The following is a 22,338-nucleotide window of genomic DNA, read 5'->3' on the forward strand; positions in this document are numbered from 1 at the left end:
CAAGCTTTGTGGCTCTGGTAATACATTCAGCCTTAAGCCATAATCTCAATCTGGTTTGCTTGCAGATTGTCGTAACCGTTGGTAAACGTCGCAAGAGTTCGAGCCACGCCATTGCCCATACCATCCTCATCAAAACTGAGAGTATGGGTACTGGTATTGAAGAGGAATGTTCCCATATTTGTTGTCGCCACAGGATTACTGCTTCTGATAAATCGGCTGTTGTCCAAATTCATTCCAGACACCAAACCACCATCAAAACCCGTAGCAGATACCACAATCCAATCATCGACACTAAAATCAGTAATCGTATCCGGCCCATCGTTAGGATTGAGGTAGACAAATCGATCCGCACCTCCATTACCTGTCAGCACATCACTATCAAAACCGCTAGTAATTCGGTCGTCATAGGTGCTGCCAATCAGCTGAGTGACATCGCTAAATGATTCAGGATTCATCACCTCCTCGTACCATAGGTCACCCAATCGGTCATAACCCGATGCTGTGGGATGTACGCCATCGTTGATATCAGCTAGCGTCAATCCTCCCCCGGCATTCACGAAGAAAACGTTCATTCCAGCAGCAACTTTGTCGGCCACGAGTCCAGGTAAGCGGCTGTTAACTTCATTGGCCACAGCCACTTCACTAACATTAGTTTTGTCAGTGCTAGCATCCAGCGGCGGTAGGGATGAAACCAATACAATGTTGTCATTGCGTGATGCATCATCAATCAGACTGCTCAACCGACTGAGCACACTATCGGCGTTGCTACCCTGCAGAACATCATTGGTGCCCAACATCACCATGACAACATCAGGATCATAGTTATCAATCACACTGTCGCTGCCGCTTAATCTGCGATCGCGCATGTTATTGATTGTCCAACCGCGATGACCTTCGTGATCTTTATCTCCTAGCGCATCCGGTGCATCAGAATCAAAGGCGCTACCTACAAAATCGATCCGCAGAGTCGGATCGTCGGTAATCAGGCCATCTGCGATCGCGCGTTGCCAAAACTGGGTGCGGTAAGAACCCGGCACAGGGTCGATACTGTGATCTCCCTCCGTGATAGAGTCGCCCATTGGCATCAGTTTAGGCGCGGCTAAGCTGCCATACACAGGCTGCAGCACAGTTTGAGTCCGCAGATTGGCAATAATGCCGTTGCTGGCTAGACTATAATCGCGCAGACCTCCGCTACTGGGGTCGCTGACCACAATCGATACGGTGGCAGTATCCGTCCCACCGTTACCGTCGCTAACGGTATAGGTAAAGCTATCGGTGCCAGTAAAATCACCAGTTGGTATGTAAGTATAAGTTCCATCACCATTATCATTGAGCGCCCCATTAGCAGGATCGGTCACGCTAATCAGCGTTAGCGGATCGCCATCCGCATCACTATCGTTACTCAATAAATCCGCGATAGACACTGATAATGATGTATTTGGATTAGTCACGAACACATCATTGGTAGCTGTCGGATCATCATCAACAGCCGTAACAGTTATGGTTACTATTTCAGTTGAGGTACCCTCATTTTCATCGCTGACGGTATAGGTAAAGCTATCGGTGCCGCTAAAGTTAGCAGCAGGTGTATAGGTAAAGCTGCCGTTAGCATTCATCACAACGGTGCCACCCGAGGCAGAAGTCGTGTCGTACGCACTAACGCTGAGCGGACTATTTTCCGGATCGCTGTCGTTGCTAAGCACTCCCGTCGCCGCGTTGATCACCAGATCTGTATCCTCAGCGGTACTGTAGCTATCTGGCTGAGCAAGAGGCAGTTCATTAGCTGGGCCAACCGGAATAAACTCGATGTAGTCAACCCGCGCATTCTCACCTTGTGGATCTTGCAGACCAACAAGCTCAATTAAATCACCTGTATTGACCGTCAGTTCTGTCGCGACGGTGCGCAGCGTAAAGTTTTTAGCTTCAGCACGTGTACCACCAGGGCTGTTATCAAAGGCCCAACTATCGATTGAGCTGCCACCAATGTTGACGGTTAGCGTCGCTTCACCATCGCTTTCATCGTAGTAGCCAACAATCACTTTGTACGTACCCGTTGCGCCTGTGAAAGCGGTGGATGCCGTACCCGTTGCACCTGTTAAGCCAATGTATTCACCCGCTGAGGCAAAGCTTTTGGCTTCGACACCATAGCTGCCACTGAGGGCCATATCTTCCGCTTCCAAGCGAATGGGATCGAGGGAAACAGGCGGCTGGGGATCAACGGTTACCGTTACGATCGCAGTATCAACACCGCCATTGCCGTCATTGACGGTATACGTGAAGCTGTCTGTACCTGTAAACCCTGAGTTAGGCGTGTAGCTATACGTGCCGTTGCCATTATTGGTCAGCGTTCCATTGGAGGGATTGCCAACGCTGATGCTCAACGAATCACCATCAATATCGCTGTCATTACCCAGTAGCTCGGCTGTTGACAGTACTAACTCCGTTTCTGCCACGGTGCTAAAGGCATCATCGGTAGCCACAGGTTGATCATTTACAGCGGTAACGGTGACGGTAACCGTCGCTGTATCCGTATCACCATTTCCGTCATCAATGGTGTAGGTGAAGCTATCTGTACCGCTGAAGTTCGCATTCGGGGTGTAGGTGTACGTGCCGTTGCCATTATTGGTCAGCGAACCGTGGCTGGGCTGGGTCAGGTTGCTAATCGTCAAGGTCTGCCCATCCGCATCCATATCGTTACCCAGCAGAGTCGCTGGAGAAATAGCGAGCGGGGTATCTTCATCCGTTGCGATCGCATCATTCCCAGCCACTGGTGGCGTATTGACAAAATTGACCGCAATATTAACGGTTGCTGTAGCGGTTCCACCGTTGCCATCATTCACCGTGTAGGTAAAGCTATCAACGCCGCTGAAGCCACTGCTAGGTGTGTAAGTGAATGTGCCATCACCGTTGTTGATCACAGTACCATTAGCCGGATTTGTAAAGCTCTCCAGCGCTAAGGCATCTCCGTCAATGTCGCTGTCGTTGCTGAATAGATCAGCAGCAGAAAAGGTCAGTGGGGTATTAGAGCCGGTATTCAAAGTATCGTCAGCGGCAACAGGCACATCATTAGCCGCACTGACGGCGATCGTCACCGTTTCCGTTGCCGTACCACCATTCTCATCGCTGATGGTGTAGGTAAAGCTATCGGTGCCGTTGAAGTTAGCAGCAGGCGTATAGGTAAAGCTGCCATTAGCATTCATCACAACGCTGCCACCCGAGGCAGAAGTGGTGTCGTAAGCGCTGATGCTAAATGCGTCTCCTTCCGGATCGCTATCGTTGCTTAAAACGCCTGTAGCTGCATTGATAACTAATGCAGTCTCTTCAGCCGTGCTGTAGCTATCCGACTGGGCGTTTGGAGCTGCGTTAGCGGGGCCAACTGGAATAAATTCGATGTAGTCAACCCGCGCATTCTCACCGCTTTCTTGGTAGCCAATCAGTTCAATCAGGCTACCGTTTGTGACAGTTACTTCGGCGGCAACAATCCGTTCAACAAAGTTTCTCTCTTCAGCCCGAGTTCCGCCCAGCGATTGGTCAAATACCCAGCTATCTAGAGTTTGTCCACCAACTTTAACCGTAAGTGGAGATTTACCATCGTTTTCATCGTAGTAGCCAACGACAACCTTGTAAGTACCTGTCGCGCCAGTAAAGGTCGCAGAGGCAGTGCCACTTGGCCCACTCAGGCCGATATACTCACCCGCTGAGGCAAAGTTTTTGGCTTCAACCCCATAACTACCGCCTAGGGTCATATCTTCTGCCTCAATCCGCAGTGGATCACCCGTAGGAACTGGATCTTCACTGGGCGGATCTTCGCTCGGCAGTACTGGATTAACGGTTAGCGTAACGGTACCCGTGTCGGTGCCACCATTGCCATCCGTCAGCGTATAGATAAAGCTATCGGTGCCCGAAAACCCGTTCTCGGGAGTATAAGTAAAAGAACCATTCGAGCTAAGCGTTAAAGTTCCGTGACTGACGCCCTGATTCAAAACGACACTCAGCGCATCCCCGTTCCCATCTACATCATTGGCAATGACACCATTAGCAGTTGACACGGCGAGCGTGTTGCCCGCATCGACCATGTAGCTATCTGCGATCGCATCTGGCGCAGTATTCGTATCCTCTGGAGGCGTTGGTGGTTCTTCCAATGGATTGGTCGTATCGTTTACAACCAGATCGATATAGTCAAGCCGAGCGTTTTCACCCGCATCTTGTGTGCCTTCAATAGTTAAAACATCACCCTCTGCCAGGGTAACGCCCTCCAGCCGAAAGACATAGCGATTATTGGCTGAGGCACGAGTACTACCTGAGGTTGAATCAAACACCCAGCCACTTCCCGGCAGTTCAACACCGTTGAGCAAAATTCTTGCGGTCGATTGACCATCTTTTTCATCAAAATAGGCAACTTCAATGTCATAGGTGCCGACTTCAGCAGCACTAATTACTTTTGAAACTGTCCCAGATTCGCCCGTCAGCTTAACAATTGAATCGTTAGAGGCAAATTCAGCGATATCGCCATTAGTCTCAACACTATAGCCACTGAGAATCAGTGACTCAGCTTCGAAGCGAAGTCTATCCATTAATGAGAATCTCCAAATCGTTTTGTAGATGTACGACTGAGCCGCAATTTAGCTGAGAAAACCATGAAATCTGAAAGGCAACGGCAGATGCAGCGACTGAAAGCCAGAAAATTCCGAATAGCTTGTGGCCCGAATCAAACTGTATGAACCGATTAGGGCTACGTTTCACACCATCAGCAGGTCAATTTAAGAAAATCTGGAGATAAAATAAAAGTTGGGCATGGGTTTGTGATGACTATCATGACTGGTAGTTATCGTAAATACACTGAAAGCAAGTAAGTCTCCATGCCTTTTTCTCATTTCTGCCTCATAGGCAACAACAAATTCTCAGCGAGTTAATCAACTTTTTATACAAATCCTCGATTAATTAGCGTAAGTTCACGCATAAGCCAACCCATTCGTACCGCGTTTACACATCTACGTCGGAGAAGGATCACTGCACTTATACCTAGGGCGCGTCATCAATTAGGGTTAGAAACCTTTTAACATTGATGAATGTTTGCACGGACACAACCTCCAGACATGCTGTATCCGCTGAGTGCATTTGTAGAAGATAAATTTTCGGTCGATGGGGCAACATCGACAGCCGCAACCTATTGGTACGTCGGTATTTGCCCCCAGCAGCAAGTGACGCGGCAACTGCCTCGTACCCCACAAGCGGAAATGGTGGCGCGAAGTCTGATGGCCCAGTTAACGACCGATCAGCGCTATAGTCGCGAAGCCAAGATGTACGGCGTTTTGCTCGTTCACACCGCCACAGGAGACGTGGGCGTGCTCAAAGCCTTCTCTGGCCTGCTAAACGGCTACAGTGCGATCGCAGGCTGGGTGCCACCGATTCCGGGTCGCGATCGCATTTCCATCGCTGAGGCTCAAACCCTAACTCAACTGGAAGCGATTAAGCAAGAATTAATTCAGCTTAGCCAACTCCCAGCCCGCCAGCAGCTCGATCAGCGAGCAGCAGATTTTGCCGAACAATTGCGATCGCAGGCGGCAGACCATCGCGATCTCAAACAGCAGCGCCACCAGTTGCGCCACCAATTGCAAGCCACGCTTAGCGGCAGCGAACTGGCCGCCGCTCTGGCACACTTAGATCGTCAGAGCCAGCAAGACGGAATCGCCCGCCGTCGCCTCAAACAGCAGCGCGATGCGGCCCTAAAACCTCTGCAAGATGAGGTCAATGCCGCAGATGCCACAATGCATCAGCTCAAACAGCAGCGTAAACAAATTTCGCGTCAGCTCCAAGACCAAATGCACGCGGCCTATCAGCTCACCAATTTTGCCGGAGAGTCAGTTAGCCTAGATCAACTAATGCCCGCTCTGCCGACGGGTACAGGCGATTGCTGCGCCCCTAAGCTGTTGCACTATGCTGCGACCCACGGATTGAAACCACTGGCAATGGCCGAATTCTGGTGGGACGGGACGTTTAAGACTGATACTAATCGTGATGCTAATCGTAACGGTATAACCGAGAGCGATACGGACAATAGCGGGAAGCAGTCAGGTTGCTTCTATGGAGCCTGCACTGAACGCTGCCAGCCGATTATGGGCTTTTTGCTATCGGGACTGACGCATTTTGCCGATGTAGTGGTTAGCTCTCACCCTAAATCCCTCTCCCACAGGGGGAGGGACTTTGAGGTTCCTGCACCTTTGCTGGACATCATTTACGAAGATGCCGATTTGATTGCCGTCAATAAACCTGCGGGTCTTTTATCAGTACCCGGTCGCTATCTTCACAATCAAGATAGCGTGCTCAGTCGCTTACGCTGTCAGTATCAAGAGGGTGAACCCAATAGTGAACCCAATCATGATGGCCTTAGCGCTGTGCATCGCCTTGATCAGGATACATCCGGCATTTTGCTGATTGCTCGTCATGCCGCCGCTGCCCGTCATCTCCGTCAGCAGTTTCAGCAGCGCCAAGTACACAAGCGGTACGTCGCTATTCTTGCAGGTCAGGTATTGGCCCAATCCGGGGTGATTGAACTACCGCTCCGTGCCGATCCGACCGATCGACCTCGACAGATTGTGGACTGGCAACAGGGCAAGCCTTGTGTCACCAAGTTTCAGGTGTTAGCTTCCGTACAAATCGCAGAGGGCTACCGTACAGAGGTTGAGTTTTTTCCAGTTACCGGACGTACCCATCAACTGCGAGTCCACGCTGCGGCACCAGAGGGTTTGAATGCGCCGATTTTGTGCGATCGCATTTACGGTACCCAAACTGTCGCTCACAGCGATCGGCTGTATCTACACGCCCAATCCCTGCAAATACAGCATCCCCGTACTGACAAGTGGCTGCACCTACAAACGCCAGGACCTTGGCCTGATTGGAAAAGTGAGGAGTGAAGAGTGAGGCGAGAGGAATTAGGAGTGAGGCGTAAATTCAATCTCACTCAGCACTCAGCACGTTTCTCCCTAATGGCCATGCGTGGGACAGGGTGGCGCAGAAATTGAGCGATCGAGCCAGCCTGTAGCCTGCTGTAGACGAGCGAGGGCTTCTTCCGGCTGATTGTTGAGCAGATAGACTAATGCTGATGCCGCTTGCTCTTGGGCGCGGGCTTTGCGGTTGCCCTTGAGGCGGTGCCAATCATTCGGTGCGATCGCAAGTTTTTCAGCCAGAACTTGAGCCAGCACAGCGGGGTCAGCCTGCCGCAAATCGTTTAGGTCAGGAGTCGGAACCGATTGGGGTACAGATTGAACAGTGGAGTCAGCCATAATATTTGTGAGAATGTGCTTTGCCATCAATATGCTGACTTCATTGTGACGTAGATTTTGCGCCTTGCGTCACTGGATTGAAAACGGGGCAAAGTGTGACGTTCTTTTTCAAAACAGTGAATTCAATCGCCAATTTAGACTATGTATAGATGGCCGTGCTGAACATAACGCTAAATAACGCCTTACATGTCTGCATCTCCACCTCCCTCCAACCCTGAATCACCAGAACCCAACGCTCCGGTTGAAGGATGGGATGAACTCGTAGCACAACTGCAAGTAACCGAGCAGTCGCTTCAAGAATTGCGGTTGCGGTTCGAACAGGTGGAAACTAGCTATCAGCACCAACAATATCTAGAGCAGCAGCAGCAGCGAGCCAAACAGGATCTAAAGCAGGCCAATGACGAACAGCAGCAATCCCGGCAGCAAGAGCTAAAACAAGAACTCAAGCGGGTGCAGCAGCAGCTTGATGAAGTGGAACTCGCGCTGGAAAGCCGCTTGTTCTCGTGGCGTAGTTTTCGGGAACCCTTTTGGCAAGCCGTTCGATTTGGTGGTATCGGGGTGATATTAGGCTGGATTTTAAAGTCTTGTGCTGGCTAGTTTGGCACTTGATTAGGCCATTAATTTGGTACTACAGCGGGATAACACATGCAGATCGACTGGCGGCACCTGATTTGGCGATGGCGCGGAGCCTTGATTGCAGCACCCAGCATGGCTGGGCTAGTTATCCTGCTGCGCCTCATGGGCCTACTGCAACCCTGGGAATGGAGTGCCTACGACTGGATGTTGCGATCGCGCCCATCAGAATCAATCCGCGATCGCATTGTCATTGTCGGAATTAACGAAGCAGATATTCAGGCATTAGGGCAAGCCAGCCTGCCGGATGCAGTCTATGCCGAAGCACTAGACATCCTGATAGCTCAACAGCCCCGCGCCATTGGGCTCGATATTTATCGAGATGTGCCCGTAGAACCGGGTCATACAGAACTCGTCCAGATCTTTGAGTCTACGCCCAATCTGATTGGCATTCAGAAAGTGGTCGGAGATGCCGAGCAGGATGTGGTTGCGCCACCGCCTGCGCTGCAAGCTAAGGGTCAGGTGGGTGCAAACGACATTATTCTGGACGCCGACGGTCGAGTGCGACGCGGCTTCATTTCGGTCACGGGCGCAGCGGGAAACGAGGTATTTAGCCTCGGTGCCTATCTGGCGCTGCTGTACTTGAATGCAGAAGGGATTGGGTTTGACATAGTTGATGAGCAGTCTTGGTGGCTGGGGGACAGCTTATTCACACCGCTAGAAGCCAATGACGGCAGCTACGTCCGTACCGATGCCGGAGGCTATCAGATTTTGCTCAACTACCATCATCCAGATCATTCCACCAGATCATCCGACACAATATTTGACACGGTTTCCTTAACCGCCGTGCTCAACCAGCAAATTCCTCCAGACTGGGGCCGCGATCGCATTATTCTCATCGGCAATCTTAGTGAAAGCTCCAAAGATGCCTTTTTTACGCCCTACAGCGGCGGAGTATTAGGTTCACCCCGACCGATGATGGGAGTAGAAATTCATGCCCATCTCACCAGCCAAATCCTGAGCGCTGCGCTGGATAGCCGCTCCCTCATCCAAGTGTGGCCAGATAGCGTGGAAAACTTGTGGATTGTAATCTGGTCAAGCGTTGGCGCACTGCTAGCGTGGCGATTCCGCTTACCCACTCAGCATCGGCTACGAGTAGCCGAGCGGATAGGAACTTTGGCGATCGCAATTCTCAGTTTGATCACCATCGGCTACGGCGCACTGGTTGCAGGCTGGTGGATTCCCGTCGTACCGCCGCTGTTAGGCTTGGTCGGATCTGCGATCGCAGTTATGGGTTACGTGGCCTATACGGCTAGCGATATTCGCCGCACGTTTGGTCGCTATCTCAGTGATGACGTGGTGGCGACGCTGCTGGAGCAACCCGGTGGGCTGCAACTAGGCGGCGAACGACGCACCATCACAATTTTGACCTCCGACCTGCGCGGTTTTACCACCGTCTCGGCTCAGCTCTCGCCGGAAATGGTGATCCGAGTGCTCAACTTTTATCTGGGCCGGATGGCCGATGTGATTACGGCCTACGGCGGCACAATTGACGAGTTTATGGGCGATGGCATTCTGGTGCTGTTTGGTGCGCCAACGCAGCATGAGGACGACGTGGAGCGGGCGGTGGCCTGTGCGATCGCAATGCAGCAGGCCATGCCCCAAGTTAATCAACAGATTACCGACTGGCAACTTTCACCTTTGGCAATGGGAATTGCGGTGCATCTGGGTGAGGTGGTGGTGGGCAATATCGGTTCCGAGAAGCGCGCAAAGTATGGTGTGGTAGGCAGCGCGGTGAATCTCACCTATCGGATTGAGTCCTACACCACGGGAGGACAAGTACTGGTGTCGGATGCAGTGCTGGCAGCAGTGCCTGATCTGCTCCAGATTGACAAGTCGTTTGAGATTCAGCCCAAGGGAGTGGCGGAACCGATTCAGATTCACAGCGTTCGGGGGGTGGCCGGAACGCATCAGCTCTATTTACCGACGACCGAGGAAACCTGGCAAGATTTGACAGAACCCGTGGCGGTTCAATATGCCGTTTTGGTCGGCAAGCAGGTGCAGCCGCATCAGTTTACGGGACAAATTCTGCGCCTTTCCCAACAGGGGGCACTGATTCAAGGTAATCCCACAATTCGGCGCTCGGCGTTAGATCCAAGCGGTATGGCAATTGCGATGCGTCCCTATCTCAATCTCAAAATCAGCTTTGTCTCAACTCATCCGCTGCTGCAAAATTTGGAAATCTATGCCAAAGTCCGCGATAAAAAGGCGAAAGCGGGCCAGTTTTTTGTCGAATTTACCAGTCCGTCTACGGCATTGGCTCAATATGTAACATTGCGATCGCAGAAGTAGTTGAAGTCACGCTTGATGGAAATGGTGCGTTCTAATCAACTGCGCTACAAACAGCAAAGGTTGTATTAAGGAAAGCATCCTACAAGAACTGCGATCGCACTAACGGTTCGGGTGAGCGGTTGCCAGAACCTTTGCAACTCAGCAAGTGGCTTAGGTAAATCTGCTGCACCCGAATTGTTAGATTGCTGGAAAGTGCCTTGATTAAGGGCAACCCCATGATGTCACAGCCAACAAACTTGCACCTTCGCTTTTTACCTTTTCTAAAGCTCTTGGAATAGCATAAAGAGCATCTGAAACATCCTTTGCTGCGTGATCATCAAATCCCGCATAATCTAACACCAGCTTTGATCGCTCAAAATAAGCCTCCCAGTCAACATCAAGAATACGTGAGACAGATGCTAGCGTTGTCTCAACTTCACTTGCATGAATTAGCATATTGCCGAGATGACCTGGAAGCTGAGCAAACCTTTCACTACCAATTCCCATTAGCAGAATAGCGGGCGGAGCTACGCGAGATTGCATGACCATCTCAACAATACTTTCAGGAGATAAAGGGAAATCCTCCTGCAAGATTCGATAACCTATCTCGTTAAAAGGTTCGTGATAGAGACTGGAACTCAAGTCTCCTCCTGCCAATACACCTTCTAGCACGGAGTAAGCATAATCCTCAGTTACAGGAATGGGTGGGTTCTTGGGTCGAGGTGCAAGGTTTGGCACTTCAGGAAGATCAGGTACTCCTTGCATTGCTTGCTCGAATTCTGACTGCACGACTGAAAATTCAGATTCCTCAACCTTACAAAACCACCAGAAAACATCAACGCCCATATTTTCCCTTGAGTAGCAGAACTTTGAATTATGCTTCCCAATCTATCTCAGCAATTAACTTTACTTTGAGAGCCAGGACAGACAGCTTTGAAGTATGTCTTTACCCAAAAATTAAGCGATCTAACGGTGAAGTTGTGCGGCGGCAGACAAGCTTGGCTTCTTACAGACAACCTCTGTTCCGTCCGCACCAACGCAGTGTTCGACGGCTGACGCTACTTTAGGCAAAACGCTGAGACAAGAACATTTGTTCACAATACTTGCAAGCATGCTGCTTTAACAGTAGCATGGGTACCTAGTTTTAGTTTCGCGCTCGAAAGCATGGCTACCCAATACCTCTCTGTAAAAGAAACCTCTGAAATCTTAAACTGCTCGGAGCAATATGTACGTCAGCTACTCCGGTATGGTGAAATCAGCGGGGAAAGGATTAGTAGTCGGTGGATTGTAGCATCAGAGTCTGTTCAGAGTTACCGTGTCAAAGGAGAGGATATAAGCTTAAAAATCCCTGATCATGGGCGACGCTCGTTTAGCAAACCTAAACTAAAAGCTTTGAGCTTTTTTTCTGGCTGCATGGGTCTGGACTTGGGGCTAGAAAAAGAAGGCATCCAAGTACTACTTGCTTGTGAAATTGATGCAGCCGCTCGAAAAACGATTGAGATCAATCGACCAGATATGGCATTGATTGGGGATATTCGGGATTACTCAGCCACAGAAATTCGAGAAAAAGCAGGACTGAGTTCAACTGAGGAGATTGATGTAATCGTTGGCGGACCGCCGTGCCAAGCCTTTAGCAGTGCGGGAAAGCGCCAAGGATTTAATGATGAACGCGGCAATGTCTTCTTGACATTTATCGATTTAATCACTGAGCTTAAACCGAGATTTGCAGTCATTGAAAATGTTCGAGGATTATTATCTGCTCCGTTGAAGCATAGACCTCACGAAATGCGAGGAAAAAATTTCCCATCCTTATCTCAGGATGAACAAAGAGGCGGTGCCCTGCTTTTTATCACTCAACGGCTCAGAAAGGCTGGGTATGGCATCTCCTTTAACCTGTACAATGCTGCTAATTTTGGATCGCCACAACAACGGGAAAGGGTCGTCATTGTTTGTAGTCGCGATGGAGAAAGACTTCCCTACCTCACACCCACTCATTCAGAAAAGGGTCTATATGGGCTGCCAACATGGAAAAGTTTACGAGAAGCCTTAGAAGGTCTTCCCAACGATGGACATCATTTTGTCAAGTTTCCTGAAAAACGGCTTAAGTATTACAGGTTGCTGAAACCCGGACAACACTGGCGGGACTTACCAGAAGAGCTACATCAAGAGGCGCTAGGAGCTTCTTATCATGCAGGAGGGGGAAAAACAGGTTTTTATCGTAGGCTAGCGTGGGATAAACCTGCCCCAACTTTAGTCACTCATCCAGCAATGCCAGCAACTGATCTGGCTCATCCAGAGGAAGACAGACCTCTAAGTATTGAAGAATATAAGCGTATTCAAGAATTTCCAGACGATTGGATTATTGCAGGCACCTTACTTGATCAATATCGTCAAGTTGGTAATGCTGTACCCTGCTCGCTAGGAAGAGCAATCGCTAGGATGTTGCTATCTCGTTTAAGGGATGAACAGCCTATCGCTTATCCAGATTTCCCGTATTCCCGCTACCATAAAACAGATGATGTCAGTTGGATGAGCGATATGGGCTGCCTTGAAGATTCCTCAACAAAGCAACTATCTCTTAACTTAGTTTGATGAATCCGATAAATCCTTCCAAGGATTGTCCACCTCAATAGCTAAGGCATCTGGATTGCCGAATAGAACCTGTTGAACAAAGGCAACAAAGTTTTCTTCTGAAAAGCGATCCGTGTTGTACTTGTTGCTGAAATAAAACCATCTATAGGAACCTGTTCTGGCATCAACCCGATACCATTTTTCAATGGGCTGATTAATTCTTACTCTGGAAGATGAACTGTTTTCCGAGTTGCTACGGTTTTTGACCTGTAAGAGAGAACCGTCAATATTGCAAAAATCTACGTGCCGAACAGATTCTCCCCAACAACAATACCAACCATAATCAGCGAGTTGCTCAGCCAGATACTCCTCTAGTAATAGTCCTTGAATATTTTCGGCAGACATCGATAACCTATGAGCATATTTGATTTGCTCAAGATGCTCTGTTGTTAGTCCGGTCAGTCGAGCGTTGATGATCACATCAACGATTGGATCGGCAATTGTGCCTGGGAGTTTTGAGATTCGTCTTGAAATTCGATTTTTGTAGCTATCGTTATACTTCTTTAACCAAGCCTTTGCTAGCGTTTCTGGGGTGCTGGCTTTTAGGGTTGGAGAAAGTCCTGGATTTCTGTAGCAGGCTGAGAGAATTGTTCGGTACGCTTCAAGCAATGGCTGATCTTGCTGAGAGAACGCATCTTCAAAAATCTTTAAAAAGTTTTCTTCAGAGCTTGAAGTGCTGATAATGCTATCGAAGTTAACAGGCATCTAATATTTTTCCTCTGATCATACAAATCATGCAACAGAAATGTCCACAATTGTACGCCACAGTGATTTTCCTGGGTTTGCTCCTCAAAGATTAAACGGTTGTTCTCGAACAGGCAAAGTCTCGGCTACTGCCTCAGCCGAGACTTAAAGCCGTCGAACGATTTGTTAGAGGGAAACATTCTGCCTAATATCCCTATTGGGATGGTTAGGTAGAAATCTGTCAACCTAACACCCGTATTTAGGTGGTTGGGGAGAAATTTTTCAGCCTAATATTCTTATTTGGGGTATTAGGCAGTAAAATTCAGTATGACCACCCCTACAACTCCAGGCTCACGCTGTTTAGAGAGTATTTATTATCCTTCAATATATCTTCACTCCATGCAGCCATCTCAGTGCGATCGCAAATCTTGTAGCAAATTTTGTAGGGTTCATTAATGATTAATGGAACGTAACGCCTTTTCTACTCAAATCTAAGAACTGCGATCGCAAACACCTTCCTAATCCTCAGCAAACTCAGTTGATGTAAAAAGCGCGATCGCGATTGAGACTGACAGGCAGGAAAAGCGCGATCGCACATCCGTTCCTGATCGCCATCCCCTACGGATTATCCTGCTCGGTTCCCGACCTGACATCATCGTCACGATCAAAAACCTGCATCGCCGTGGTTTTGCTGAAGCCAACGAATGGAGCCAGCCGATTCCATGCCCCAGCGCAGGCGACGTAGCGCAAATTCTCGTCCAGCGCCAGCTCGACGATCACATCAGTATCCTCACCCGCTATCCCTAGCACGATCAAACCTCAGATCTCAGCCTCCAGTCCCTTATCCCACAGGAGAAGAGGCTGAGAGCCGGATCGGAAGTCCCTCTCTTGCAGGCTACGGCTTATACACATCTAAATAGTCCTTCTCAATCCCGGACTGATCCCCCTAAATCCCCCTTAAAAAGGGGGAACTTTGAGCCAATTCCCCCTTTCTCTAGACGAAACCATGCCCGAAGGGCTATAGGGGGGCTAAGGGGGGATCTCAACGTCGAAACGAAGTCCAGGAGATTTATGTATAAGCAGTAGCTCTTGCAGAAGAGGGGTTCAGAGCTTCGGCGTGAGCTTAGTCAAGCGGTGAGAGCAAGGCTAGCAGAGCAGCACGCTAAACCAGTACCTCTCATCGGAAAAGTACTAGCGGAAAAGAGCGTTAACTAGATGCTCCAGGCGAATCATCAGAACTTGTGCGCTTAGCGGGCTTAGGAACGGGCTTAGACGCCCCAGAAGAACCGGATGGTGCATCGTGCGAGGTTTTCCTAAACGGTCGCTGTGGTGGGCCACCCCGACTGTTGCGATCGCTGCGTGGATCTCGACGGCGAGGCTTGCGGGGTTTCATCATCGCAACCCGTTCCGCCAAGTAAACTTCTAAATAATCGCCCTCTCGCCGCGCATTGATATCCCAAAAATGACCAACCGTTCTAGATCCCGGCAGCTTACCGCGCAGATTCAGCTTAAACACCTTAGTTGAATCCGTCGGTCGCTTAGGCGACTGCAAAATTTTAACAGTAACGGCTTCCTCGTCCTCATCGTAAATGATCACCTCTCCCCGAATCGAGAAATAGTTATTGCGGGGTTGAGGTGGCTGTGGCGGACGCAGCGCCAAACCCGTTTCGCTTGGTTCAGGTTCCTCTTCCTTCGCCTGTAGCTTTTCCGGTTCCCAAACGCCAACAATTTGCACATGCAGGTCGTTCTGCTTTTCACGGGTACGCGGATAAACAACCCACAGGTGATCCTGTTCCGGATCAAGGTGCTTCTTGACCAGACTGGTGACGCGACCGAGTAAAACCGCATCAATTTTCACATCACCCTCGGCGATGATGTTGCCTCGATTGAATTGTTCTTCAGACGGTTCATAGCGCCCCCGCACCAAGCCAATCGCCCGATACTGCAGCGGTTCACTCGGCGGTGGAATCGGCTGCTGGCGCGGTTTCTTCTCAACTCCAGCCGCCTCAGTAGTGGATTCCGTCGTAGACTCTGCTACCGCAGAGCCATCAGCTTCCTGAGTCGGCTTAGCCGCAGAAGCCGATGGCTTAGAGGCCGATGGCGGTTCAGATGAGTCAGTCGTGTTCTCTGCTGCTGGCGGCGCAACTCGACCTGATGGCTTCTTCGCCTCAAGTCGCTTAGGAGATTGAGATGAGTCAGAATTAGCATTAACCGTTGAATCCATTTCCTTTGGATCCGATTGTGGTGATTCCGAAAATCGATCTGTCGAAGAACTCATAACACCTCCCAGTAGCAGAGACGAAGGCTTGAAGCATCATCTGCTGCAACAACCTTTCCCATTTAATTAGCATCACTATCCATGCCATCTTACGCTAACCCTAGCAGTTGACACGGTACGTTGAACGGTTCTGGCAGAATTCTTTGCCAATTCGGCGATTTAGAATCTGACTGATCATTCAACGTCTTTATACAGAATCCAGACGATTGGTTGAGAAATCCGCAAGATTTCAACAATTTAGCCGTGAATTCATGCTGAAAGCAGACTGCTATAAAAATGGCAGCGACATTGCTTAAGCTGCAATGGCGTAACGGTTAACCTAGCAGAGGATAGCAGAAATTTCTACAAGATTAAGCATTTCGTGAAGCTTCAATCAATTTCAATGGTCTGTGGCCCCGTACTTTTGCCATTGGGACTATCGGTTGGCATTGACACACCAGCGGCTCCCTGCTGCGTTAGCCAGCTTTTGACCGGATCATCAGACAAATTGATTTTAAGTACGCCGGATGCAAATCCACCCAAGAAGGCAACAGGATGACCAACCAGCTCTTTGAGTACGGGAGTTAATTCGTCTAAAAACATGGCTTTCTACGTTAACGTTTAGCGTCCTTCTGTCAACTGTATAATCTCAAATCGAGTTCTAGGCAAGACCTGTCTTGATCTTAGAGAGTTTTGCCCAAATGCGGTACGTCTAAAAGATAGTTGAACTCAACCTGAATGCGATCGCAACTAAAAGCCAAGTCAGCAAACTCAGACGAGTAAGACGCATCGCTTGGCGAATGATGGCAACAGTAATCGGCTGTAGGGGGTCGCCCAGCAGCGGCTTGTGCTTGACTTGACCGTGATAGATATTGATCCCGCCAACCTGAACGCCCAGAGCCGCCGCATAGGCACATTCGCTCCAGCCTGCATTGGGGCTTGGATCAGCCGGGGCATCCCGTCGGCAGATGTGCCAAACCTGCCGGGGCTGTCCCGAAAGCAGGGCGATCGTCAACACCGTTAAGCGGCAGGGTAACCAGGTCAGCCCATCCTCTAGGCGAGCGCTAAACCAGCCCAAGTATGTATAAGGTGGCCGCCGATAGCCAATCATCGAGTCTAGAGTACTAGCGGCTTTATACCCCAAGGCCAGAGGAGCGCCGCCGATACCCGGTAAAAAAACGGCACCTGCGATCGCATAAAACAGTGGCGCAGTCGCTCCATCAGTGGCGTTTTCCGTCACCGTTTCAAACACGGCTCTGAGGATTTCGGGCGCAGATAGCGTAGCGGTATCCCGCCCCACGTAGAGACTCAATCGCTGTCGTGCCTGCTCCAAATCTCCGGCCACATAGGGGCGCAGTACATCTTCTGCAGCCCTACGTAGACTTCGGCCAGCAAAACAACTGGCCAGCAGAATTGTTTCAACCACCCAGCCCAGTAGTGGGTGAATATAAATCGCTAAAACCACCAGTAGCCAGCCCACCAGCCCACTGCCACCAATGACTACCAGCCCCAGACCGATTCCAGCCAATCGCTGTCCCCACTCCGATTTGATATGGCTCAGCAGCAAATGGCTGCTCGTCTGAATGACCCAGCCCATACACTGAACCGGATGCAGCCAGCCCCACGGATCTCCAATTAAATAGTCCAGCCCTGCCGCGAAAACTAGGGGCACAGGAACGATTTCTACATAGCTCTCAGGAGACAGCGCAAGCATTTTGGGCAAAACATCCAGGATTTATATCGAATCTGCTATTAAATCCCAAAGTCGGATTTTGCGAAAGGTGCACAACCTGCTGGCACATCACTCAGGCTAGTTTTAGCACGCAGATTCAACGCCACTGCTTTGACTGCGTGACCGACAGGACTGTAAAACAGCCACGAGCCGATCGATCTGCACAGGTTTTGGCAAACAGCAATAAAAACCGGCTTGCTGAATTCGCGCCTGTTCCTCTTGACTCGCATAGGCGGTAACGGCAACAACGGGCAGATTGGCCAACCGAGGCTGATTCTGTAGATATCGGATCAGCACATAGCCATCCTGATTGGGCATGGCAATATCGCTTACGATCGCATCCGGAACGGTCAACTCCAATAGCCGAATGGCCTCTTGCACACTGGCAGCAGGCTGCACCTGTGCGCCATAAACCTCCAGCGTAAAGGCCAAAAACTCCCGCGAGGAGTCATCATCTTCAACCAGTAGCAGAGATAAATCGCTCAAATTAGGTAATAGAGCTACGGCACCCTTTGCCTCATCAGTTTTTCCATCGTTCGTTGCACTGTCAGATACTATCCGGTTAGAGGCTTGACCGTCAGAACGTTCCGCTTGATCCGTCTGTCTCGTTTGACTGGGCACAGACGAGATTGAAGTCGGGATGCGATGATTGTTGGAAGGCTCCGAATGTGGCAATGGTATCGCTGTGAGCGGGGTCGCTGATTGACGAGATGAATTCAACGCCGACACATAGGGCAAACTCACGGTAAACGTAGAACCTTGGTTCAATCCAGGACTATCTGCCGTAATTGTGCCACCGTGCAGCTCAACCAGATGCCGAACAATTGCCAGTCCCAGTCCCAGCCCATTACGCGATCGCGTAATGCTGCCATCCGCCTGCCGAAAATACTCAAACACATGGGGCAGAAAACTAGCATCAATCCCCTGTCCGGTGTCAGCCACGGTAATTTGAACTTGGTCATCATCCGTTGTCAAAAATACGTCAACCTGTCCCCCACCGGGTGTAAACTTCACGGCATTGGACAATAAGTTCCAGACAACCTGCTGTAAGCGATGCGCATCCCCCTGAATCACATCGTTATAGTCTGACAGATGAAGCTGAATAGCCACATTACGAGCATTCGCTGCAGGCGTAACGCTGTCTACTGCAGTCTCAATCAGATGGCGCAAGTTAACGGGCTGAATTACCATACGCACCTGCCCCCGCACAATGCGCGACATATCTAAGATGTCTTCAATCATGTGGGTTAATGATTGGGCATTACGCTCAATCACGTTGATTCCTTTTTCAAGCGTGTCCGACGAACAATCTCGTCGCTGAATCAACTGTGTCCAACCTGCGATTGCATTTAGCGGTGTGCGCAACTCATGGGACAGCGTCGTGACAAATTCATCTTTAATGCGATTCGCCTGTTCGGCATCCTTGCGAGCCTGCCGTTCACGGTTCAGTAACTGTCGCTGCAGCCGATTGGCCTGTTCCAATTCCTGTGGGGAGTAGGTCACCTTCTACAGAGAAAAACATCTCTGAGGTGAGAGCCTGCCGTTGAGGTAAGCACAACGATGCGCTAAAACCTGCGGCACCCGCTCAGCGTTCCAGGCAGCGCCAGGGATCTTCGTGCGTTGGTTAATTTGCTTCACCCAGGACTCAACATCCCCCGAGCCAATCGGCCACCCTTCTTCTTGGTAGTAACGATAATTGGGGATGCGGTCACGATGCCGCTCTAGATAGCCACAGAAGCGACGTGCTGCTTCCGACTCGCTCACCTCAAACACATTCATAGCAGCGTCTACTTGTCCCTGCCAAAGAAAGCTGCGAGCGGTTTCGAGTGCTTCTGGAGTGGCTTGGACTTGATGCAAATTTTCCATCAGGTGAAACCAATCGAGGATTTCGTGACGTTGGTGGTCGTTGCCAATCTGGGCATAGATGCCCCAAACCCCATCATGACCATCGCCCAGGCAGTCCACTATCGGGGCTAAGGGGAGGTCATTTGCCCACTCAATCAGGTGTTCGTTGTCTTTGAACCAGGCCATGCCCTGATGCTGCTCACCCAAATTCAAGGCTTTATATTCGCGCCACTCAGCCGCTTCCCCCAGCGGCGTGCGCAAGCGAATCATGCCGCCATCCAGGCTCATTTGCTCAACCGGGACCTCACTCGTGGGCAGCTCGAAGTCATGGCGCGCCTCCAACCGCTGCTGCGTTTTCGCACTCACCCGTCGTCCCGTTTGCACCTCTACTTCAATCGCCGCTTGGGCATAAGAAACAATTGCGCTTTGGCGCAGACAGCACAGCTCTAAATAAGGGCTGACCTGTTGTCGGGGACGGACACCGAGTTGTTTGGCCTGTTCACTACTGAGGGATAACCGGCCCAGAATGCTCTCTAGTTGGCGGGGATATCCTTCGTCGGTGCCGGTAACGGTTTGGCAAAAAACTCCCCAATGACTGGCGTGACGTGTTCTTGCACTTGAGCGCGCACCGTTGATTCGATGGCTCCCAAATTTGCCATCGGCTGGTTTTGCTCACAGGCTTCCTGGTACAGTAGTTCCGCGATGCGTTGACTGCACTGTAAGAGTTCTTGGTGTTCCGCTGGCGTCATTAGAGCACCCTCAAAATATCGCTACAGTCTTACTCTAATTTTTCTCTCAAGAAAGTGACCTGCTCCCATTCCTGTGTCCGTTCCGCAATCCGAAACTCCAGCTCATCATTAATTTTTCGCACTTGCGCTTCTGCCTGCTGCCGCGCTTCCACTTCTTGCTGCAGCGACTGATTGGCGGCCTCTAGCTGAGCCGGGCTAGGCAAAGCTAGGGCTTTGGGCACTAACGGAATCAATTGAATCGCTGTGTAAACCGACACCGCCGCTGTCATCGCTTTGATGTAGCCCGACAGCCAATAATCTGGCTTCCACAGCGTCCAGATTTCCATCAGGTGAGTCGTACCACAGGCAACAATAAATGCCCCAAACAGCAAAAAAACCCAGTCAAACGGTAAATCCTGACGGCGACGCACAAAATAAAGCAGCGTAATTGGAATCGAATAATATGCGATCGCAGTCAAACCATCCGACAATACATGGAGCCAAATTAGATTAGACTGCCAAAGGTAGCAGGAGCCGTGAGGCATATACTGCCCCAACCATTGAGCAGCAAACGACTGTGAAGCAAGCGACAAATCCGTCATTCTTAACCCAACTTTTAAAAGAAAAGATGAAGCAACGTTTCATTAATTAGACTGAACCGATTTAGCTTGAGTTTAGCTCTATCTACTCTATCTAATAGACAGACCCAACAGACCAACGCAAAACTCACCCTAAATTCCTAACCCAAGATATGAATTTGGATACGCTTGGGAAATTAGACGACAAAACTTATCGCTTCACCTTGAGCCGCCTGCCAACTGCGCGCATCAAAATACAGATCTTCTAAAGTAATGCCGTGCAGTGCCGCCTTAAGATTCTGATGTAAACGGTTCCACAGCGTAAATGTCACCCAATCTTCAGCATGATCAGCCAGTGGTTCATGTCGCGGTAGCGGCTCAATCGTTTCTCCAACCGCTTCTAAAATTTCACCCAGCGTAATTTTGTGTGGCGCACGGGCAAGCTGATATCCACCTTGAGAACCTCGTACCGAACGCACTAATTTTGCTCGCCGCAAATCAATTAGTAATTTCTCTAAATAGGGCGCAGGAATATCTTGTCGCTGAGCAATTGTTCGCACAGCTACAGGCTGTCGGTTGGGTTGGAGACACAAATCAAGCAATGCTTTTACGCTGTAGTGTCCACGAGTTGTTAGCTTCATGCCCTTTAGACCAATCCTGCCGCATTCATTCTTGTTCTACACATTGTAGGCAATTCTGCAAACCAGTCGCTGACAAGATAGCTAACAGATAAACATTAAGGGCTCTCATCAGATCACACCTCATCCAACCAAAACACGAAGCTGGTATTTGGGATTGCTGATTTTAAGTATGAATTGTGGTGTGGGGGCGGTGCCCACACACCACAATTCATATCCAGATTAAGCAGCACCTGGTATTTCCGGACAGGATCGGCATACCCGATCACACGATAGAGCCATCCATCTCTGCCATCTAAAAGTAGATCCGAAGTTATACGGAAGAGGCTATATAGAACAACGGCATAATAACGTATAGACTTGCCGATTATTGATATGAACTATCTGCACAATTGTTCTACCGCAACAGCGGCGAGACAGTCCGCTGGTAGTTAAAACCGACAGGAATCCAGTATGTTTTCAACCGCTTAATAGCGGTTACTTTGCGAGTCTACTTAGCCACCGAGGCAGCTAGAGGCAACTGAATCCAGCCTGAAGATAAAAGGGGGATTCTCAAGTAAGGCACCTTTGTCCTGAACGTTAGATGCATCGATGTCTGCTTACTTAGCATTTCTCAATTCACCGAAAAATATGTCGCAAACTCCATTCATAAAAAAATATTTTCCAGAATAAAATAATTACTAGAACAATCACGAAATTTGGGTATATCATAGTTTTACAAGCGATTTTTTGCTAAACTTCAGTTTGATCTATTCAAAATTGGTATTTAAATGGGCATGAATACTTAGAGGTTAGAGCTAATAGCTTGGGCAGGGGACATTTTAAAACTCATTAACGACTCTAACAGTGCATCGTTTAGGTGCATTGCTCAGGTTGGGTATGGCAGAAAATGAGCGGTGCCTGCTTGTCAGGAGAGAAGCAAAGAATTTGAAATAAATGCTTCATCCTTACGGCAGCAGTACGGCGGCAGTCGGCAGCAGTACGGCGGCAGTCGGCAGCAGTACGGCGGCAGTCGGCAGCAGTGGTGACTGTCTTTCGCTTTGACTATGTCCCCAAGC

General features: G+C 49.8%; 18 protein-coding genes. 5 read left to right on the forward strand and 13 right to left on the reverse strand.

Annotated features, from left to right (window positions below; all coding sequences use genetic code 11):
- Nucleotides 1-32: 32 nt before the first annotated feature.
- Nucleotides 33-4,574: an Ig-like domain-containing protein gene (locus tag AC286M_RS22850; protein WP_488206578.1), complete on the reverse strand. Its 4,542-nt coding sequence runs from the start codon at nucleotides 4,572-4,574 to the stop codon at nucleotides 33-35.
- Between the two features lie 495 nt (nucleotides 4,575-5,069).
- Here AC286M_RS22850 and AC286M_RS22855 point away from each other — a divergent pair, with 495 nt between their 5' ends.
- Nucleotides 5,070-6,914: an RluA family pseudouridine synthase gene (locus AC286M_RS22855; RefSeq protein WP_488206579.1), complete on the forward strand. Its 1,845-nt coding sequence runs from the start codon at nucleotides 5,070-5,072 to the stop codon at nucleotides 6,912-6,914.
- Nucleotides 6,915-6,983: 69 nt separating this feature from the next.
- Here AC286M_RS22855 and AC286M_RS22860 read toward each other — a convergent pair whose 3' ends face one another.
- Nucleotides 6,984-7,283 carry a DUF6439 family protein gene (locus tag AC286M_RS22860; RefSeq protein ID WP_488206580.1) on the reverse strand — a complete coding sequence of 100 codons (300 nt, stop codon included), beginning with the start codon at nucleotides 7,281-7,283 and terminating at the stop codon, nucleotides 6,984-6,986.
- A gap of 186 nt (nucleotides 7,284-7,469) precedes the next feature.
- On the opposite strand from AC286M_RS22860, the gene AC286M_RS22865 reads away from it, so the two are divergent.
- Nucleotides 7,470-7,880: a sll0565 family protein gene (locus AC286M_RS22865; RefSeq protein WP_488206581.1), complete on the forward strand. Its 411-nt coding sequence runs from the start codon at nucleotides 7,470-7,472 to the stop codon at nucleotides 7,878-7,880.
- A 48-nt stretch (nucleotides 7,881-7,928) separates the two neighbouring features.
- Nucleotides 7,929-10,208 carry a CHASE2 domain-containing protein gene (locus AC286M_RS22870; protein WP_488206582.1) on the forward strand — a complete coding sequence of 760 codons (2,280 nt, stop codon included), beginning with the start codon at nucleotides 7,929-7,931 and terminating at the stop codon, nucleotides 10,206-10,208.
- A 79-nt stretch (nucleotides 10,209-10,287) separates the two neighbouring features.
- Here the strand turns inward: AC286M_RS22870 and AC286M_RS22875 are convergent, their stop codons facing one another.
- Both AC286M_RS22875 and AC286M_RS22880 read right to left on the reverse strand, forming a co-directional pair.
- Nucleotides 10,288-10,425 carry a hypothetical protein gene (locus AC286M_RS22875; RefSeq protein WP_488206583.1) on the reverse strand — a complete coding sequence of 46 codons (138 nt, stop codon included), beginning with the start codon at nucleotides 10,423-10,425 and terminating at the stop codon, nucleotides 10,288-10,290.
- Nucleotides 10,410-11,033, reverse strand: a complete 624-nt coding sequence (locus AC286M_RS22880; protein ID WP_488206584.1) for a hypothetical protein — start codon at nucleotides 11,031-11,033, stop codon at nucleotides 10,410-10,412. The genes AC286M_RS22875 and AC286M_RS22880 overlap by 16 nt, the downstream gene beginning before the upstream one ends.
- Before the next feature lie 318 nt (nucleotides 11,034-11,351).
- Here AC286M_RS22880 and AC286M_RS22885 point away from each other — a divergent pair, with 318 nt between their 5' ends.
- Entirely contained in the window at nucleotides 11,352-12,779 is a 1,428-nt protein-coding gene (locus AC286M_RS22885) for a DNA cytosine methyltransferase (RefSeq protein ID WP_488206585.1), read from the forward strand.
- Here the strand turns inward: AC286M_RS22885 and AC286M_RS22890 are convergent.
- The 9 genes from AC286M_RS22890 to AC286M_RS22930 form a co-directional block, all read right to left on the reverse strand.
- A complete protein-coding gene (locus tag AC286M_RS22890) occupies nucleotides 12,771-13,523 on the reverse strand; it encodes a SinI family restriction endonuclease (RefSeq protein ID WP_488206586.1) in 753 nt (250 codons plus the stop codon). The genes AC286M_RS22885 and AC286M_RS22890 overlap by 9 nt on opposite strands.
- A gap of 597 nt (nucleotides 13,524-14,120) precedes the next feature.
- The gene (locus AC286M_RS22895; protein WP_488206587.1) at nucleotides 14,121-14,312 is read right to left on the reverse strand and encodes a hypothetical protein; all 192 of its coding nucleotides are present in this window, start codon (nucleotides 14,310-14,312) and stop codon (nucleotides 14,121-14,123) included.
- Between the two features lie 397 nt (nucleotides 14,313-14,709).
- Nucleotides 14,710-15,780, reverse strand: a complete 1,071-nt coding sequence (patR, locus tag AC286M_RS22900) for a heterocyst master regulator PatR (RefSeq protein WP_488206588.1) — start codon at nucleotides 15,778-15,780, stop codon at nucleotides 14,710-14,712.
- Between the two features lie 369 nt (nucleotides 15,781-16,149).
- Nucleotides 16,150-16,362 (reverse strand): ssl0294 family protein, encoded by a 213-nt coding sequence (locus AC286M_RS22905; RefSeq protein ID WP_488206589.1) that lies wholly within the window; start codon nucleotides 16,360-16,362, stop codon nucleotides 16,150-16,152.
- Nucleotides 16,363-16,471: 109 nt separating this feature from the next.
- Entirely contained in the window at nucleotides 16,472-17,431 is a 960-nt protein-coding gene (gene cbiB / locus AC286M_RS22910) for an adenosylcobinamide-phosphate synthase CbiB (protein WP_488206590.1), read from the reverse strand.
- Between the two features lie 144 nt (nucleotides 17,432-17,575).
- A complete protein-coding gene (locus AC286M_RS22915) occupies nucleotides 17,576-18,994 on the reverse strand; it encodes a hybrid sensor histidine kinase/response regulator (RefSeq protein WP_488206591.1) in 1,419 nt (472 codons plus the stop codon).
- Nucleotides 18,995-18,997: 3 nt separating this feature from the next.
- Nucleotides 18,998-20,085, reverse strand: a protein-coding gene (locus AC286M_RS22920) for an ISKra4 family transposase (RefSeq protein WP_488202786.1) whose coding sequence is annotated in 2 segments (ribosomal slippage) — nucleotides 18,998-19,914 and nucleotides 19,914-20,085 — 1,089 coding nt in all. Because the reading frame shifts where the segments join, the coding sequence is not laid out codon by codon here.
- A 29-nt stretch (nucleotides 20,086-20,114) separates the two neighbouring features.
- Nucleotides 20,115-20,666: a hypothetical protein gene (locus tag AC286M_RS22925; RefSeq protein WP_488206592.1), complete on the reverse strand. Its 552-nt coding sequence runs from the start codon at nucleotides 20,664-20,666 to the stop codon at nucleotides 20,115-20,117.
- Nucleotides 20,667-20,839: 173 nt separating this feature from the next.
- Nucleotides 20,840-21,283: an RrF2 family transcriptional regulator gene (locus tag AC286M_RS22930; RefSeq protein ID WP_488206593.1), complete on the reverse strand. Its 444-nt coding sequence runs from the start codon at nucleotides 21,281-21,283 to the stop codon at nucleotides 20,840-20,842.
- An 893-nt stretch (nucleotides 21,284-22,176) separates the two neighbouring features.
- Between AC286M_RS22930 and AC286M_RS22935 the strand changes: the two genes are divergently transcribed.
- Nucleotides 22,177-22,308 (forward strand): hypothetical protein, encoded by a 132-nt coding sequence (locus tag AC286M_RS22935; RefSeq protein ID WP_488206594.1) that lies wholly within the window; start codon nucleotides 22,177-22,179, stop codon nucleotides 22,306-22,308.
- Nucleotides 22,309-22,338: the final 30 nt, after the last annotated feature.

This window comes from Thainema salinarum CENA647, from assembly GCF_057732415.1.

What these genes read in the sequence shown, in the direction of transcription:
- AC286M_RS22890 (WP_488206586.1), bottom strand. Translation starts at nt 13,523, where the DNA reads ATGCCTGTTAACTTCGATAGCATTATCAGCACTTCAAGCTCTGAAGAA.
- AC286M_RS22930 (WP_488206593.1), bottom strand. Translation starts at nt 21,283, where the DNA reads ATGAAGCTAACAACTCGTGGACACTACAGCGTAAAAGCATTGCTTGAT.
- AC286M_RS22870 (WP_488206582.1), top strand. Translation starts at nt 7,929, where the DNA reads ATGCAGATCGACTGGCGGCACCTGATTTGGCGATGGCGCGGAGCCTTG.
- AC286M_RS22905 (WP_488206589.1), bottom strand. Translation starts at nt 16,362, where the DNA reads ATGTTTTTAGACGAATTAACTCCCGTACTCAAAGAGCTGGTTGGTCAT.
- AC286M_RS22865 (WP_488206581.1), top strand. Translation starts at nt 7,470, where the DNA reads ATGTCTGCATCTCCACCTCCCTCCAACCCTGAATCACCAGAACCCAAC.
- AC286M_RS22860 (WP_488206580.1), bottom strand. Translation starts at nt 7,283, where the DNA reads ATGGCTGACTCCACTGTTCAATCTGTACCCCAATCGGTTCCGACTCCT.
- patR (WP_488206588.1), bottom strand. Translation starts at nt 15,780, where the DNA reads ATGAGTTCTTCGACAGATCGATTTTCGGAATCACCACAATCGGATCCA.
- AC286M_RS22885 (WP_488206585.1), top strand. Translation starts at nt 11,352, where the DNA reads ATGGCTACCCAATACCTCTCTGTAAAAGAAACCTCTGAAATCTTAAAC.
- AC286M_RS22925 (WP_488206592.1), bottom strand. Translation starts at nt 20,666, where the DNA reads ATGACGGATTTGTCGCTTGCTTCACAGTCGTTTGCTGCTCAATGGTTG.
- AC286M_RS22855 (WP_488206579.1), top strand. Translation starts at nt 5,070, where the DNA reads ATGTTTGCACGGACACAACCTCCAGACATGCTGTATCCGCTGAGTGCA.
- AC286M_RS22880 (WP_488206584.1), bottom strand. Translation starts at nt 11,033, where the DNA reads ATGGGCGTTGATGTTTTCTGGTGGTTTTGTAAGGTTGAGGAATCTGAA.
- AC286M_RS22875 (WP_488206583.1), bottom strand. Translation starts at nt 10,425, where the DNA reads ATGGGGTTGCCCTTAATCAAGGCACTTTCCAGCAATCTAACAATTCGG.
- AC286M_RS22850 (WP_488206578.1), bottom strand. Translation starts at nt 4,574, where the DNA reads ATGGATAGACTTCGCTTCGAAGCTGAGTCACTGATTCTCAGTGGCTAT.